The organism is Nocardia sp. NPDC002869, assembly GCF_046764065.1.
GTDB classification, from domain to species: Bacteria; Actinomycetota; Actinomycetes; order Mycobacteriales; family Mycobacteriaceae; genus Nocardia; species Nocardia rhamnosiphila.
The window spans coordinates 1-13,371 of record NZ_JBKOOL010000159.1 but is presented as its reverse complement, the minus strand read 5'-3'; the positions used below and the strand labels follow the sequence as shown (position 1 = coordinate 13,371).

The 13,371-nt window shown below is 69.0% G+C and carries 12 protein-coding genes; 3 read left to right on the top strand and 9 right to left on the bottom strand.

The window, feature by feature from the left end; all coding sequences use genetic code 11:
• Positions 1-453: 453 nt before the first annotated feature.
• From pyrF to pyrR, 7 genes are all read right to left on the bottom strand, one after another.
• On the bottom strand, positions 454-1,278 hold the full coding sequence (gene pyrF / locus ACLML9_RS23470) for an orotidine-5'-phosphate decarboxylase (RefSeq protein WP_411947551.1): 825 nt from the start codon (positions 1,276-1,278) through the stop codon (positions 454-456).
• Between the two features lie 11 nt (positions 1,279-1,289).
• A complete protein-coding gene (gene carB, locus ACLML9_RS23465; protein WP_411947550.1) occupies positions 1,290-4,649 on the bottom strand; it encodes a carbamoyl-phosphate synthase large subunit in 3,360 nt (1,119 codons plus the stop codon).
• On the bottom strand, positions 4,649-5,767 hold the full coding sequence (carA, locus tag ACLML9_RS23460; protein ID WP_411947549.1) for a glutamine-hydrolyzing carbamoyl-phosphate synthase small subunit: 1,119 nt from the start codon (positions 5,765-5,767) through the stop codon (positions 4,649-4,651). The genes carB and carA overlap by 1 nt, the downstream gene beginning before the upstream one ends.
• Positions 5,764-6,261, bottom strand: coding sequence for a transporter (locus ACLML9_RS23455; protein ID WP_411947548.1), 498 nt, complete (start codon positions 6,259-6,261; stop codon positions 5,764-5,766). Before ACLML9_RS23455 ends, carA begins: the two co-directional genes overlap by 4 nt.
• Entirely contained in the window at positions 6,261-7,580 is a 1,320-nt protein-coding gene (locus ACLML9_RS23450; protein ID WP_411947547.1) for a dihydroorotase, read from the bottom strand. Before ACLML9_RS23450 ends, ACLML9_RS23455 begins: the two co-directional genes overlap by 1 nt.
• Before the next feature lie 71 nt (positions 7,581-7,651).
• Positions 7,652-8,608 carry an aspartate carbamoyltransferase catalytic subunit gene (locus ACLML9_RS23445; RefSeq protein WP_030521483.1) on the bottom strand — a complete coding sequence of 319 codons (957 nt, stop codon included), beginning with the start codon at positions 8,606-8,608 and terminating at the stop codon, positions 7,652-7,654.
• Positions 8,605-9,237, bottom strand: a complete 633-nt coding sequence (gene pyrR / locus ACLML9_RS23440; protein WP_030521484.1) for a bifunctional pyr operon transcriptional regulator/uracil phosphoribosyltransferase PyrR — start codon at positions 9,235-9,237, stop codon at positions 8,605-8,607. Before pyrR ends, ACLML9_RS23445 begins: the two co-directional genes overlap by 4 nt.
• Positions 9,238-9,385: 148 nt before the next feature.
• Between pyrR and ACLML9_RS23435 the strand changes: the two genes are divergently transcribed.
• Positions 9,386-9,754 carry a hypothetical protein gene (locus ACLML9_RS23435; RefSeq protein WP_411947546.1) on the top strand — a complete coding sequence of 123 codons (369 nt, stop codon included), beginning with the start codon at positions 9,386-9,388 and terminating at the stop codon, positions 9,752-9,754.
• A gap of 40 nt (positions 9,755-9,794) precedes the next feature.
• Here ACLML9_RS23435 and ACLML9_RS23430 read toward each other — a convergent pair whose 3' ends face one another.
• Positions 9,795-10,376: a TetR/AcrR family transcriptional regulator gene (locus tag ACLML9_RS23430; protein WP_411947545.1), complete on the bottom strand. Its 582-nt coding sequence runs from the start codon at positions 10,374-10,376 to the stop codon at positions 9,795-9,797.
• Between the two features lie 105 nt (positions 10,377-10,481).
• Here ACLML9_RS23430 and ACLML9_RS23425 point away from each other — a divergent pair, with 105 nt between their 5' ends.
• Positions 10,482-11,399 carry a TIGR03564 family F420-dependent LLM class oxidoreductase gene (locus ACLML9_RS23425; RefSeq protein ID WP_411947544.1) on the top strand — a complete coding sequence of 306 codons (918 nt, stop codon included), beginning with the start codon at positions 10,482-10,484 and terminating at the stop codon, positions 11,397-11,399.
• A gap of 3 nt (positions 11,400-11,402) precedes the next feature.
• Here ACLML9_RS23425 and ACLML9_RS23420 read toward each other — a convergent pair whose 3' ends face one another.
• Positions 11,403-12,281 carry an alpha/beta fold hydrolase gene (locus ACLML9_RS23420; protein ID WP_411947543.1) on the bottom strand — a complete coding sequence of 293 codons (879 nt, stop codon included), beginning with the start codon at positions 12,279-12,281 and terminating at the stop codon, positions 11,403-11,405.
• Positions 12,282-12,626: 345 nt separating this feature from the next.
• Here ACLML9_RS23420 and ACLML9_RS23415 point away from each other — a divergent pair, with 345 nt between their 5' ends.
• Positions 12,627-13,208 carry a TetR/AcrR family transcriptional regulator gene (locus ACLML9_RS23415; protein ID WP_411947542.1) on the top strand — a complete coding sequence of 194 codons (582 nt, stop codon included), beginning with the start codon at positions 12,627-12,629 and terminating at the stop codon, positions 13,206-13,208.
• Positions 13,209-13,371: the final 163 nt, after the last annotated feature.

The window sequence follows — 13,371 nt, the reverse complement described above, 5'->3', positions numbered from 1 at the left end:
CCTCGAAGCGCATGCGCCGCAGGCGCGAGTCTCGAGGCCGAAACGGCGAGACCAAGGGGGCCTCAACCCCGCGGCGCCGCAGGCGCCGCCAAAAAACACAGCACCTTCACGAACAAGCCCGCACATCTCCCATCACGTGCAAGCCCGACCAGCACCGTCCCACCCCGACATCCAGGGCCGGGCCGAGGTCCCCATCCACGAAACGGCCGACGGACAGTCGCCACGGGCAGACGGGCACTGCCGATACCGGGTGATGCCCCGCGGCGACCCACGACGGCGATCCTCACCGTCGGCAATCGCGACCCGCACCGAACGCGGTATCGAGCGCGTGCGGCCGGCGGAAGGTGTTCGGCGGACAGGTCTGCGAGGACCCCGCGAACCCGCACACCCGGCGGAGCGGTGTGCGGCCGACCGCGAGGGACAACCGGTACGGAGTCGCACCGGAACACCCCGTCACCGGAGGAAGGCGAACTCCTCCTGGAACTCCCCCAGCCGGTTGCGCAGCGCTTCGACCGAGGGTCCCGCCCGGAGCACATCCCGGGACACATTCGGTACCGCCGCCCGCCACAGCGGACGCGGCAGCAGTGCCCGGACCTTCTCCGCGGTGCCGCCCTGCGCACCGACTCCGGGGAGCAGGATCGGCCCGTTGAGCATGGTGAGATCCGGGGTCTCGGTGAGTGTGGCGCCGACCACCACCCCTACCGAACCCGGCTGCCCGGCCGGATTGAGCTGGGCGGCGTCGTCGACCACCGTCTGCGCGACGGTGCGGCCGCCGACCGTCGCCTGCTGGATCTGGGCGGCTTCCGGATTGGAGGTGGCGGCCAGGACGAATACGCCACGGTGGTTGGCGTGGGCCAGCTCCAGGGCCGGGCGGAGGGCGCCGAAGCCCAGGTAGGGCGATACGGTGACCGCGTCCGCGCCCAGCGGGCCGTCGGCGAGCCAGGTGCGGGCGTAGGCGTCCATGGTGGAGCCGATATCGCCGCGTTTGGCGTCGGCCAGGACCAGGGTGCCCGAGGCACGCAGCACCTCGATGGTGCGTTCGAGCACCGCGATCCCCGCGGCGCCGTAGGCCTCGAAGAAGGCGACCTGCGGTTTGACCACCGCCACCGTTCCGTCGAAGGCTTCGACGCAGCGCTCGGCGAAGGCCTCGAGCCCGTCGGCGTCCTCGGACATACCCCAGGCCGTGAGGAGGGCGGGATGGGGATCGATCCCGACACAGATCGGCCCGTGGGTGTTCATGGCGGCGGCCAGCCGCTCACCGAACGTCGTGGTCGTCATCGCCCGCGCCCTCAGCCGCGCAACGCCGAGTGCAGTTCCTGCAGCGACCGCACGCCCAGCCCGCCGTTGATACTGGCCTCGATGCCCTGGACGGCTGCCGCGGCGCCCTGGACCGTGGTGATACAGGGGATGTTGACCCCGACCGCGGCGCTGCGGATCTCGTAGCCGTCCACCCGGGGGCCGGAATTACCGTAGGGGGTGTTGAAGACCATATCGACCTCCCCGTCGCGGATCTGGTCCACGATGGACGGCTGCGGGGGCGTGTGGCTGCCGCCGGCCGGGGAGACCGGATCCGAATGCTTACGGACCTGCTCGCAGGGGATCCCGTTGCGGCGCAGCATTTCCGCGGTTCCGGCGGTGGCCAGGATACGGAAGCCGAGATCGTGCAGGCGTTTCACCGGGAACACCATGGCGCGTTTGTCGCGATTGGCGATGGAGACGAACACGGTGCCCTCGGTGGGCAGCGATCCGTACGCCGCGGATTGGCTCTTGGCGAACGCGGTACCGAAGTCGGCGTCGATTCCCATGACCTCACCGGTGGATTTCATCTCCGGCGAGAGCAGCGAATCCACCTGGCTCCCGTCGGCCCTGCGGAAGCGGTGGAACGGCAGGACCGCTTCCTTGACCGCCACCGGAGCGTCCAGCGCGACATGCCCGCCGTCGCCCTCGGGCAGCATGCCCTCGGCGCGGAGTTCGGCGATGGTGGTGCCGAGCATGATCCGCGCGGCCGCCTTGGCCAGCGGTACGGCGGTGGCCTTGGAAACGAACGGGACGGTGCGGCTGGCGCGCGGGTTGGCCTCGAGGACGTAGAGGACATCGTCCTTGAGCGCGTACTGCACGTTCAGCAGACCTTTGACGCCGATCCCCTTGGCCAGCGCGACGGTGGAGCGGCGCACCGCCTCGATATCGCTGCGGCCCAGGGTGATCGGCGGCAGCGCGCAGGCGGAGTCACCGGAGTGGATACCGGCCTCCTCGATATGTTCCATGACGCCGCCCAGGAAGACCTCGTGGCCGTCGCAGAGCGCGTCCACGTCGATTTCGATGGCGTCTTCCAGGAACCGGTCCACCAGCACCGGATGTTCGGGGCTGAGTTCGGTGGCCCGGGAGATATAGCCCTCGAGGGACTGCTCGTCGTAGACGATCTCCATGCCGCGACCGCCCAGCACGTACGAGGGGCGCACCAGGACCGGGTAACCGATATCGGCCGCGATCTTGCGGGCCTGCTCGAAAGTGGTGGCGGTGCCGTATTTGGGGGCGGGCAGCCCGGCGGCGATCAGGAGGTCACCGAATTCGCCGCGGTCCTCGGCGAGATCGATGGCGGCGGCGGTGGTGCCGACCACCGGCACCCCGGCGGCGGTGAGCCGTTCCGCGAGCCCCAGCGGGGTCTGCCCGCCGAGCTGCACGATGACCCCGGCGACCGTGCCGGACTCGGATTCGGCGTGGTAGACCTCTAGCACGTCCTCGAAGGTGAGGGGTTCGAAGTAGAGGCGGTCGGCGGTGTCGTAGTCGGTGGACACCGTTTCCGGGTTGCAGTTGACCATGACGGTCTCGTAGCCGGCCGCCGACAGCGTCTGCGCTGCGTGGACGCACGAGTAGTCGAATTCGATGCCCTGGCCGATACGGTTGGGCCCGGACCCCAGGATGATCACCTTGTCGCGATCGGGCTGCGGGGCGACCTCGGATTCCGCCGCGGGGTCGAGTTCGTAGGCCGAATAGTGATACGGCGTCTTGGCCTCGAATTCGGCGGCACAGGTATCGACCGTTTTGAACACCGGCCGCACTCCGAGCCGGTGCCGCAGGGCGCGCACACCGCTCTCACCGGCCAGTTCCGGCCGCAGTGCGGCGATCTGGCGATCGGAGAGGCCGTGGTACTTCGCCCGCCGCAGCAGCGATTCGTCCAGGACAGGGGTCTCCAGCAGTTCCGCGCGCAGCTCCACCAGTCCGGCGATCTCGGCGACGAACCACGGGTCGATCCCGGAGGCGGCGGCGACGTCCTCGATGCTCGCCCCGAACCGCAGGGCGCGCTCCACCTGGTAGATCCGGCCCTCGGTGGGGGTGCGCAGATCCGCGAGGATCTCCGCGATCGCGGCGTCGATATCGGCCTGATCCGTGGAGGCCGGTGCCCATCTGCCGTCCGCGGCGGTCCAGAACCCGGCCGCTTTGGTTTCCAGCGAGCGCAGCACCTTACCGAGCGCCTCGGCGAAATTGCGGCCCAGCGACATGGCCTCGCCCACCGATTTCATGGTGGTGGTCAGAGTGGGGTCGGCGCCGGGGAACTTCTCGAACGCGAACCTCGGCGCCTTCACCACGACATAGTCGAGGGTGGGTTCGAAACAGGCCGGAGTTTCCTTGGTGATGTCGTTGACGATCTCGTCGAGCGTGTAACCGATGGCCAGTTTGGCCGCGATCTTGGCGATCGGGAAACCGGTGGCCTTGGACGCCAGCGCCGAGGACCGCGAGACGCGCGGGTTCATCTCGATGACGATGAGCCGGCCGTCGGCCGGATCCACCGCGAACTGGATATTGCAGCCGCCGGTGTCCACCCCGACCTCACGCAGGATCGCGATACCCAGATCACGCATCTTCTGGTACTCGCGGTCGGTGAGGGTGAGGGCTGGGGCGACGGTCATGGAGTCGCCGGTGTGCACACCCATCGGGTCCACGTTCTCGATCGAGCAGACGATCACGACATTGTCGCGCCCGTCGCGCATCAGCTCGAGTTCGTATTCCTTCCAGCCGAGGATCGACTCCTCGATCAGCACGTTCGCGGTCGGCGAGGCGGCCAGGCCGCCACCGGCGATCCGGTCGAGATCGGTATTGTCGTAGGCCATTCCGGACCCGAGCCCGCCCATGGTGAACGAAGGCCGCACCACGACCGGGAAGCCCAGTTCCGCGACGGTGTCGCGGACCTCGTCCATGGTGTAGCAGACCCGGGAGCGGGCACTCTCCCCGCCGACCCGCGCCACGATGTCCTTGAATTTCTGCCGATCCTCACCGCGCTGGATGGCCTCGAAATCGGCGCCGATCAGCTCGACCCCGTACTTCTCCAGCACCCCGCGCTCGTGCAGCGCGACCGCGGTGTTCAGCGCGGTCTGCCCACCGAGGGTGGCCAGCAGCGCGTCGGGACGTTCCTTCTCGATGACCTTCTCGACGAATTCCGGGGTGATCGGCTCCACATAGGTGGAATCGGCGAACTCCGGGTCGGTCATGATGGTCGCCGGATTCGAGTTGACCAGCGAGACGCGCAGCCCCTCGGCGCGCAGCACCCGGCACGCCTGGGTGCCCGAGTAGTCGAATTCGCACGCCTGACCGATGACGATCGGGCCCGAACCGATGACCAGAATATGTTCGAGGTCGGTACGGCGTGGCATCAGGCTCCCTCCATAAGACCGGAGAACCGGTCGAACAAGTACGCGGCGTCATGGGGTCCGGCGGCCGCTTCCGGGTGGTATTGCACGGAGAAGGCGCGGCCGTCGATCAGGCGCACCCCCTCCACGACACCGTCGTTGGCGCAGACGTGGCTGACCTCGGCTTTGCCGAACGGGGTGTCGAACTGCTCGCCGCGCTCTCCCTCCAGCGCGAACCCGTGGTTCTGCGCGGTGATGGAGATGCGGCCGGTGTCGTGTTCGATGACCGGGATATTGATTCCCCGGTGCCCGAATTTCATCTTGTAGGTGCCGCGACCCAGCGCCCGGCCCAGGATCTGGTTACCGAAGCAGATACCGAACAGCGGCAGCCCTTTGTCGAGGATGCCCTGGGTCAGCGCGACGGCGGTATCGGCGGTGGCCGGGTCGCCCGGACCGTTGGACAGGAACGCGCCGTCCGGTTTCAGTTCCAGGATCTTGTCCAGGCTCGTCGAGGACGGGACCACATGCACCCGCATGCCCCGCGCGGCGAACATCCGCGGGGTGTTGGATTTGATCCCCAGGTCGACGGCGACCACGGTGAACCGGGGAGTGCCTTCCGGTTCCACGGTGTAGATCCGGTCGGTAGTGACCTCACCGGCGAGATCGGCGCCCAGCATGGACGGCTGGCCGGTGACCCGGGCGAGCAGTTCCTCGGTATCGGCGAGCGCCGGGCCGGAGAAGATCCCCGCCTTCATCGAGCCGCGGCTGCGCAGATGCCGCACCACCGCGCGGGTGTCGATACCGGCGATGCCGACGATGTTCTGCTGTTCCAGCTGTCCGGGCAGGGTGCCGCTGGACCGCCAGTTCGAGGCGCGGCGCGCGGGATCGCGGACCGCGTAGCCCGCGACCCAGATCTGCTGGGATTCGTCGTCCTCGTCGTTCCAGCCGGTATTGCCGATCTGCGGGGCGGTGGCCACCACGATCTGCCGGTGATAACTGGGGTCGGTGAGGGTTTCCTGATATCCGGTCATCGCGGTGCAGAACACCGCTTCGCCGAGGGTCTGGCCCACCGCGCCGTAGGCGGTGCCGCGGAAGACCCGTCCGTCTTCCAGAATCAGGGCCGCATCCGTTGTTGTCGTCATTTCTCGTCGTCTCCCGTCGTTGCCCGCGCCCAGGCCGGATACACCGTTTTGTCGTCGCCGCGGAACCCGGTGTCGATCTCGGTCCCGCTCGGCAGCGTCCAGCGGATGACCAGTACTCCGCCCTCGCTCATGACCTTGCCCGCGTGTCCACGTTCGGTACGGATCACGGAGATGGACTCCTCCGGAATCCAGATCGCGGACGCACCCTGCCGTTCCAGCAAGATTCCGTGTTCGAAGCGGGTGAGCTCCGCGGTCGCGCGGAAGCCGAGGTCACCGACCGCGATCCGGTCCTGCCAGCTCGGCGCGATGGTGCTGCCGAGGTAGAGGCCGGTGGTCGGATCCAGGACCTGCGCGCCCGTCTCCTCCGGTACGGGGGGCAGGTCGCCGATGCGGTCGGCCTGCCGGGCGGCACGGTTACGCCAGCCCCGGTACATCAGGTAGACGAACAGCGCCCACAGCAGAACGCAGCCGATAACCCACAGTGCCCGCTCCATCAGCGCTCTCCTACTCGTACACCCGCGGGTGCGGCCACCCCGTCGCGCGCGGTGATCCGGCCGCGCAGCAGTGTGGTGGTGACCCGTCCCGGCAGCGTCATCGCCTGATACGGGGTGTTGCTCGCGATACTCGCGAGATCCCCGCCCTCCACGGTCCAGGTGGCCTCCGGGTCGACCAGCACCAGGTTGGCGGGCTCGCCCTCGGCGATCGGGCGGCCCTGGTCGTCGAGGCCGACGATCCCGGCGGGCCGTTCGCTCATCACCCGGGCGACCCCGCGCCAGTCCAGCAGACCGGGCCGCACCATGGTCTCCACCACGACGGACAACGCGGTCTCCAAACCCAGCATCCCGGGCCGCGCCGCGGCGAATTCGCAGCATTTGTCCTGTTCGGCGTGCGGGGCGTGATCGGTGGCGACACAGTCCACGATGCCGTCCGCCAGCGCCTGCCGCAAAGCCTCGGTATCGGAGCCCTCGCGGAGCGGCGGATTCACCTTGTTCACCGCATCATAGGTTTCCAGGCGGGCGTCGGTCAGCAGCAGATGATGTGGCGTAACCTCGGCCGTGATCGAAATACCTTGCGCTTTCGCCCATTTCACCAATTCCACGGTGCCGGCTGTGGAAGCGTGGCAGATGTGGACCCGTGCGCCCGCGTCCCGGGCCAGCAGCGCGTCACGCGCGACGATGGATTCCTCCGCGGCCCGCGGCCACCCCGCCAGACCCAGCCGGGCCGCGGTCGGTCCTTCGTGCGCCACCGCCCCGGAGGTGAGCCGGGGCTCCTCCGCGTGCTGCGCGATGAGTACGCCCAGCGAGCGGGCGTACTCCAGCGCGCGCCGCATGATGAGCGGGTCGTGCACGCAGTGCCCGTCGTCGGAGAACATGCGCACCGCGCCCGCGCCGGTGGCCATGGTGCCCATCTCGGCGAGCTGCGCGCCGGCCAGGCCGACCGTCACCGCGCCCACCGGGTACACGTCGACCAGCCCGACTTCCTGCCCGCGCCGCCAGACATGGTCGGTGACCACCTGGGTATCGGCGACCGGCGAGGTGTTGGCCATGGCGAAGACCGCGGTGTAGCCGCCCAGCGCCGCGGCGGCGGACCCCGATTCGATGGTCTCGGTGTCCTCGCGGCCGGGTTCGCGCAGGTGGGTGTGCAGATCCACGAATCCGGGCAGCAGCACCTGCCCGGTACCGTCGACGATCTCCGCGCCCTCGGCCTGCAGGCCGGTGCCGATCTGCCGGATCACGCCGCCGGCGACCAGCACATCCACCGGCTCGCCCTCGCCGTAGGGCCGCACCCCGGTGATCAGCACGTTATCGTTCACACTGTGTCCTCCGGGCGCGCGCGGGGGGCCTCCGTGGTTACGCTCCGCTGCCGCCTCCGGGCCCGACTCGCTCACGCCGCGGCCTCCTGCACTCCGACCAGGAGGCGGAACAGCACCGCCATCCGCATATGGACTCCATTCGTCACCTGTTGCAATACGGCGGCGCGCGGCGAATCGGCCACCGACGACGCGATCTCCATACCGCGCAGCATCGGGCCGGGGTGCAGCACCACCGCCTGTTCGTCGAGCAGCGCCAGCCGGCGTTCCGAGAGGCCGTAGCGGATCGAGTACTCGCGGGCCGACGGGAAGAATCCGCCGTTCATCCGCTCCGCCTGGACCCGCAGCATGAGGACGGCGTCGGCGCCGGGCAGTTCGGAATCCAGATCCGTCGAGACCCGCACCGGCCAGCCCTCGACGCCCACCGGCAGCAGCGTGCGCGGCGCGACGAGCACCACCTCCGCCCCGAGCGTGGACAGCAGGAACGCATTGGACCGGGCTACCCGGCTGTGCAGGATATCGCCGACGATCACCACCCGTTTACCGGCGATATCGCCGAGCCGCTGCCGCAGGGTCAAGGCGTCGAGCAGCGCCTGGGTGGGGTGCTGATGGGTGCCGTCACCGGCATTGATCACCGCGGGGACCGAACTGCCCGACTGCCGCGACCAGTCCTCGAACCAGCGGGTGATCTGATGGGCCGCACCGGAGGCGGGATGCCGCACGATGAGCGCGTCGGCACCCGCGGCGTGCAGGGTGAGCGCGGTATCGCGCAGCGACTCCCCCTTGGCGACCGAGGAGCTGCTCGCGCTCACATTGATCACGTCGGCGCTCATCCATTTGCCCGCGACCTCGAAGGAGACCCGGGTGCGGGTGGAGTTCTCGAAGAACACCGTCATCACCGTGCGACCGCGCAGAGTGGGGAGTTTGCGCACTTCGCGGCCCAGCAGCGCCTGTTCGAATCGTTCGGCCTCGTCGAGCAGTTCGGTGGCGGTGTCGCGATCCAGATCGGTCACCGTCAGCAGATGTCTCACTGTCCCTCCCCCTGATGCAGGAAAACCCCGTCGCGGCCGTCGTGTTCGGACAGCAGCACCGACACGTCCTCGGTGCGCGCGGTGGGCACGTTCTTGCCGACGAAATCGGCACGGATCGGTAGTTCGCGGTGGCCCCGGTCCACCAGGACCGCCAGCTGGACGGCGCGCGGCCGGCCCAGATCCCGCAGCGCGTCCAGCGCGGAGCGCACCGTGCGTCCGGAGAAGAGCACATCGTCGACGAGGACGACCAGCGCGTCCTCGATTCCGCCTTCGGGGACCGATGTGCGTTCCAGCGGACGATGCGGTTTGGTGCGCAGATCGTCGCGGTAGAGCGTGATGTCGAGCGAACCGAGCGCGGGCCGGACTCCGGAGAATTCCTCGATCTTGTCGGTGAGCCGATGCGCGAGAGTGGTGCCGCGGGTCGGGATACCGATGAGCACTACCCGGGGCGTGCCGGGATCGCCCGAATCCAGGGCGGTGCGTTCGATGATCTGGTGTGCGATCCGCGCGATGGTGCGGCCGACATCGGAGGCGGAGAGCAGTTCGCGCCCTGTCGCGACCCATTCCGGGGTGTGCCGCTCGGGAGGTGACGTCGCCTCGGCAGCACCGCGTTCTTCGGGCACGGCCATACCGACCTCCTTCCCCGCCTCACTGGACGGTCCGTTAAAGGATGTCTTACGCCGAGCAGCCTATCAGCCGCCGAACGGGGACTTTCACCAGGTGAGGACCGGCCTCGAAGTGTGAACGGGGCCACGCCCGGCGGCAGGGCCGCGAGATGTGACTGCGGTTACCACCTGGGCCGAGGGCACTCCCGCGGGCCGGGCCCGCGCCGAGGAGATCCTCGATCGGTACGGCGCGCTGCTGCACAGTACGGGCCGCGACATGGTGCGGTTCATGCACGAGAACCAGCCGGCGTTCCGGGAACTCGGTGTCGGGGTGAGCCTGCGCTATCAGTTCCGGCTGCTCGCGGATCTGATGACCGAACCCGCCCGGGATCCGCTCGATGTGTTCCACGCCCGCCAGGCCCTGCTCGCGATCAGCTGGAGCACGGCGATGATGGGCGATCTCCCGCTCTCCGACGACGAATGCCACCGCGCCGCCGTGGATATCGCGCAGGAATTGCTACGTCGCTGCCGGCTCGGGTAACCGGGCTCCGGAATTTCCGGCGCCCTGGGCCCGCACCTTCTCAGCCGGTCCGGCCGGAGCGCAACAGACCCTCGGCCACGAGCGTCAGCAACGCGTCCGCGCGCTGCGCCGGCTCCGGCGACGATGCGGCGGCCAGCGCTATACCGTTGGCGAGTTGCAGTACATCGTCGACCGTCACCGCGGGGGCGACCGAACCTTCCTGCCCGGCACGGGTGAGCAGCCCCCGGGCGGCATCCCGGAGGACCGCGTGGGGCGAGAAGCCCTCGGCGAACTCGTAGCCCGTCAGCGCCGGCCCGAACCCACGCGTGGCGGCCGCGTGCGCCACCACGTCACGTAGCCAGTCCATGAGTGCAGCACCGGCATCCGATGCCGCCCGCAACTCTTCGGCGCGCGCGCTCAACGCCTGAACCCGGTCGTGGAGCACCGCCTCCAGCAGTTGGGCGCGATGGGGGAAATGCCGATGGAGGGTGGCAGAGCCGACTCCTGCGCGGCGGGCGATCTCTTCCAGCGAGGCCCCGGCGCCGTCCTCGGCGAGCACCGCACTCGCCGCGGTGATCAAGCGGTCTCGATTGCGGCGCGCATCGGCGCGCCGCCGACCGGCGTGCCCGGAACTCTCGCCCATCTACAAACACCTCTTGCCAAGTGGGGTGGGGACCCCATATCGTACCGACCATTAAATGGGGTGACCACCCCACTTATCTGGATCACATCCGAGGAGACCCGAAGAATGCAGATCAGTGTGGCCGTCGGCGAGGTTCGCGGTCCCGCGACATGGGAAGACATCGCCATCCAGGCACGCGCCGCGGCGAGCGCCGGATTCACGACCGCGTGGGCGAGTCAGGCACTCGGCTGGGACGCGCTGACCACTCTCGCCGCGGTCGGCGCCGGCCTCGATATCGCAGTAGGCACGTCGGTGGTCCCCACACCTCAGCGGCACCCGATGATGCTCGCCGCACAAGCGTTGACCGTGCAGGCCGCGGTGGCGGGACGGTTGACCTTGGGCGTGGGCGCGGGAATCGGCGCGATGGTGACGGGAATGCTCGGCCTACCGGCGGATCGGCCGGCGGCACGCATGCGGGAGTACCTGACAGTGCTCGGTCCGCTGCTCCGCGGGGAAACCGTCGATCACCACGGCGAGACACTGACCGCCGTGGGCGCGGTGACGATCCCCGGCGCCGTACCCGCACCATCTGTCCTGGTCGCGGCGATGGGACCGCGGATGGTCGGGCTGGCCGGAGAGCTCGCCGACGGCACGGCGACCTGGATGACAGGCCCCCGAGTGCTGGCCGAGCACATCGTCCCGGGGATCACCGCGGCAGCGGCAGGCGCCGGTAGGTCGGCGCCACGGATCGTCGCCGGCCTACCGGTATGCCTCACCGACGCGGAGGACGATGTCCGCGCCCGGGTCTCCGAGCAGTTCGCGCTCGCCACCCAGGTGCCGGAATATCGCGCGACGCTCGACCGTGAAGGAGTGGCCGGCCCCGGGGATATCGCGGTCGTGGGCACCGAGACACGAGTGAGGCGGGCATTGGCCCGGCTCGACGAGGCCGGGGTCACCGAATTCATGGCGGTCCCTTTCGGCACCTCCGCCGAACAGGACCGCACCATCGAACTGCTCGCCGAATTGGCCGACGAAAACCGATGATCCTCATTCCTCCGTGTGCGCGAGCACGGCCGCGGCCAACTCCTCGTGTACCTCCTCCGGCAGCGTATGACCCATACCCGCCACGATCAGCAGCCGTGCCCCGGGGATCTGCTCGGCAATGAGCGCGCCGTGGCCCGGTTTGGCGGGCTCGTGGCTGCCTTCGACGACCAGCGTGGGCGTCTGCACGCGGTGTAGCACGCCCACCGGTTCGAAATCCGGCTGCGCCGCCGCGGCCAGCCGATGGTTGGCCACGGCCGACAGATCGCGGGCGCGGTCGTGGATGCGCTCCTGCAGCCGGCGGGCCGCGTCCTCCTCGAATGGCAACCCGGTGCCGTGCAGCACGCGCTGCTCGGCGACCATGCCGTCGATCCGGTCGTGCCGGTTTTCCGGTGGCGCAGCAGCCATCAGCGCGCGGTAGAACGCGATGAACTCCGGCGTCGGCTCCGGCAGGCTCCCCTCGGGCTGCGGCTCCCCCAGCAGCGCTCGCATGAGGACCATGCCTTCGCCGCCGCCGAGCGGCGAGGAACCGATCACGGTCAGCGAGCGCACCCGCTCCGGCCGCTCCACGGCGATGAACTGGCCGAGCAGCCCACCCGCCGAGTGGCAGACCAGGTGCGCGCTCCGCAGGTCGTGCGCGTCCAGCACGCGATAGACGTCGTCCTTGATATCGCTCCACGTGTACGGATGCGCCGCGAAATCGACGGTGTCCGACCGGCCGGTGTCGCGGTGGTCGTACCGGATCACCCGGCGACCCCCGGCGACGAGGCGGCCGACGAACTCGTCCTGCCACAGAATGCCCTGCGACATCGACCCCATGATCAACAGGATCGGCGTATCCGTCGCGGTGCCGAATTCTTCACTCCAGAGATTCACGTCGTGCATGGGGCGGGGTGTCCTCTTCTGTAGACGTACCGGTCGCGCCGGTGTTGTTTCCTGCTGCGGGCGGGCTTCCGACCCCGCCTCAGCGGGGGCCACGCCGGCCGGTCCGGGACCCTCCGTTGCGGGCGGCGGCCACCCGCGGAGGGGCCGGACGAGCCACGAAACGCTGCTGGTTGTTGCGAATGGGATAGGTGCCGTGCTGCTTTCGCATATCTGTTGCGCCTTTCGTGTACCGGTGCGTACCGGGCCTTCGAGGGGACGGCGGGGGCTACGCACCCTTACCGCCTCAGATGTAGTACTCTGTTCGAAGTGGTTTGAACCGTAGTACTACAGATGGAGTGGTGTCAAGTGGTCCGCACGAATCCCGAACGCCGCCAGGCGTTGCTGGACGCATCGATCGAGGTCCTGGCCCGAGACGGAGCCCGGGGCCTGACCTTCCGCGCAGTGGACAAAGCGGCGGCAGTACCCGCCGGAACGGCATCCAACTACTTCAGCAACCGCGACGACCTACTCGTCCAGGTGGGCCACCGGTACTACGAGCGCTTGATCCCCGACGAATCGGCGATGGCCGCCCTGCACGGACCACGCACCCGCGAGACCGTCGCCGAGCTCATGACCGAGGTCGTCGGGCGCGTCACCCGCTTCCGCACCGGCTATCTGGCCCTGCTGGAACTCCGATTGGAAGCCACTCGGCGACCCGAACTACAGGCCCTGCTCACCGAGCGGGTGCGCGCCGATCTCGACTTCAATATCCGTAACCACCTGGACTTCGGGATGCCCGGCGACGAGGACACCGTCGTGCTGCTGTTCCTCGCCCTGAACTGGCTGATCCTCGAGCGACTCACCCTGCCCGGCGTCTTCACCGAGGAACAGGCCCGCGGACTGGTACAGATGGCCGTGGAACGCGCGATCCCCGCCGCCGATTCCTGATGTTCGCCCGCCGGGTTCCCGGTTCCATCCGGCCGGGACCACCCAGGCGGGCGCGCGCCACGGAACGCCGGATCGCATGAACGGTTCACACAGCAGCGGGCCGGGGCGGCGGGGGAAAAATCGGGCGGGCGGTCGGGAGAGGGGAGGGGGGGGGGTAGATTGT

Excerpts from the sequence above, each read along its gene's own strand:
- pyrF (WP_411947551.1), bottom strand. The coding sequence starts at position 1,278 with ATGACGACCACGACGTTCGGTGAGCGGCTGGCCGCCGCCATGAACACC.
- carB (WP_411947550.1), bottom strand. The coding sequence starts at position 4,649 with ATGCCACGCCGTACCGACCTCGAACATATTCTGGTCATCGGTTCGGGC.
- carA (WP_411947549.1), bottom strand. The coding sequence starts at position 5,767 with ATGACGACAACAACGGATGCGGCCCTGATTCTGGAAGACGGACGGGTC.
- ACLML9_RS23455 (WP_411947548.1), bottom strand. The coding sequence starts at position 6,261 with ATGGAGCGGGCACTGTGGGTTATCGGCTGCGTTCTGCTGTGGGCGCTG.
- pyrR (WP_030521484.1), bottom strand. The coding sequence starts at position 9,237 with ATGGCCGTGCCCGAAGAACGCGGTGCTGCCGAGGCGACGTCACCTCCC.
- ACLML9_RS23430 (WP_411947545.1), bottom strand. The coding sequence starts at position 10,376 with ATGGGCGAGAGTTCCGGGCACGCCGGTCGGCGGCGCGCCGATGCGCGC.
- ACLML9_RS23425 (WP_411947544.1), top strand. The coding sequence starts at position 10,482 with ATGCAGATCAGTGTGGCCGTCGGCGAGGTTCGCGGTCCCGCGACATGG.
- ACLML9_RS23420 (WP_411947543.1), bottom strand. The coding sequence starts at position 12,281 with ATGCACGACGTGAATCTCTGGAGTGAAGAATTCGGCACCGCGACGGAT.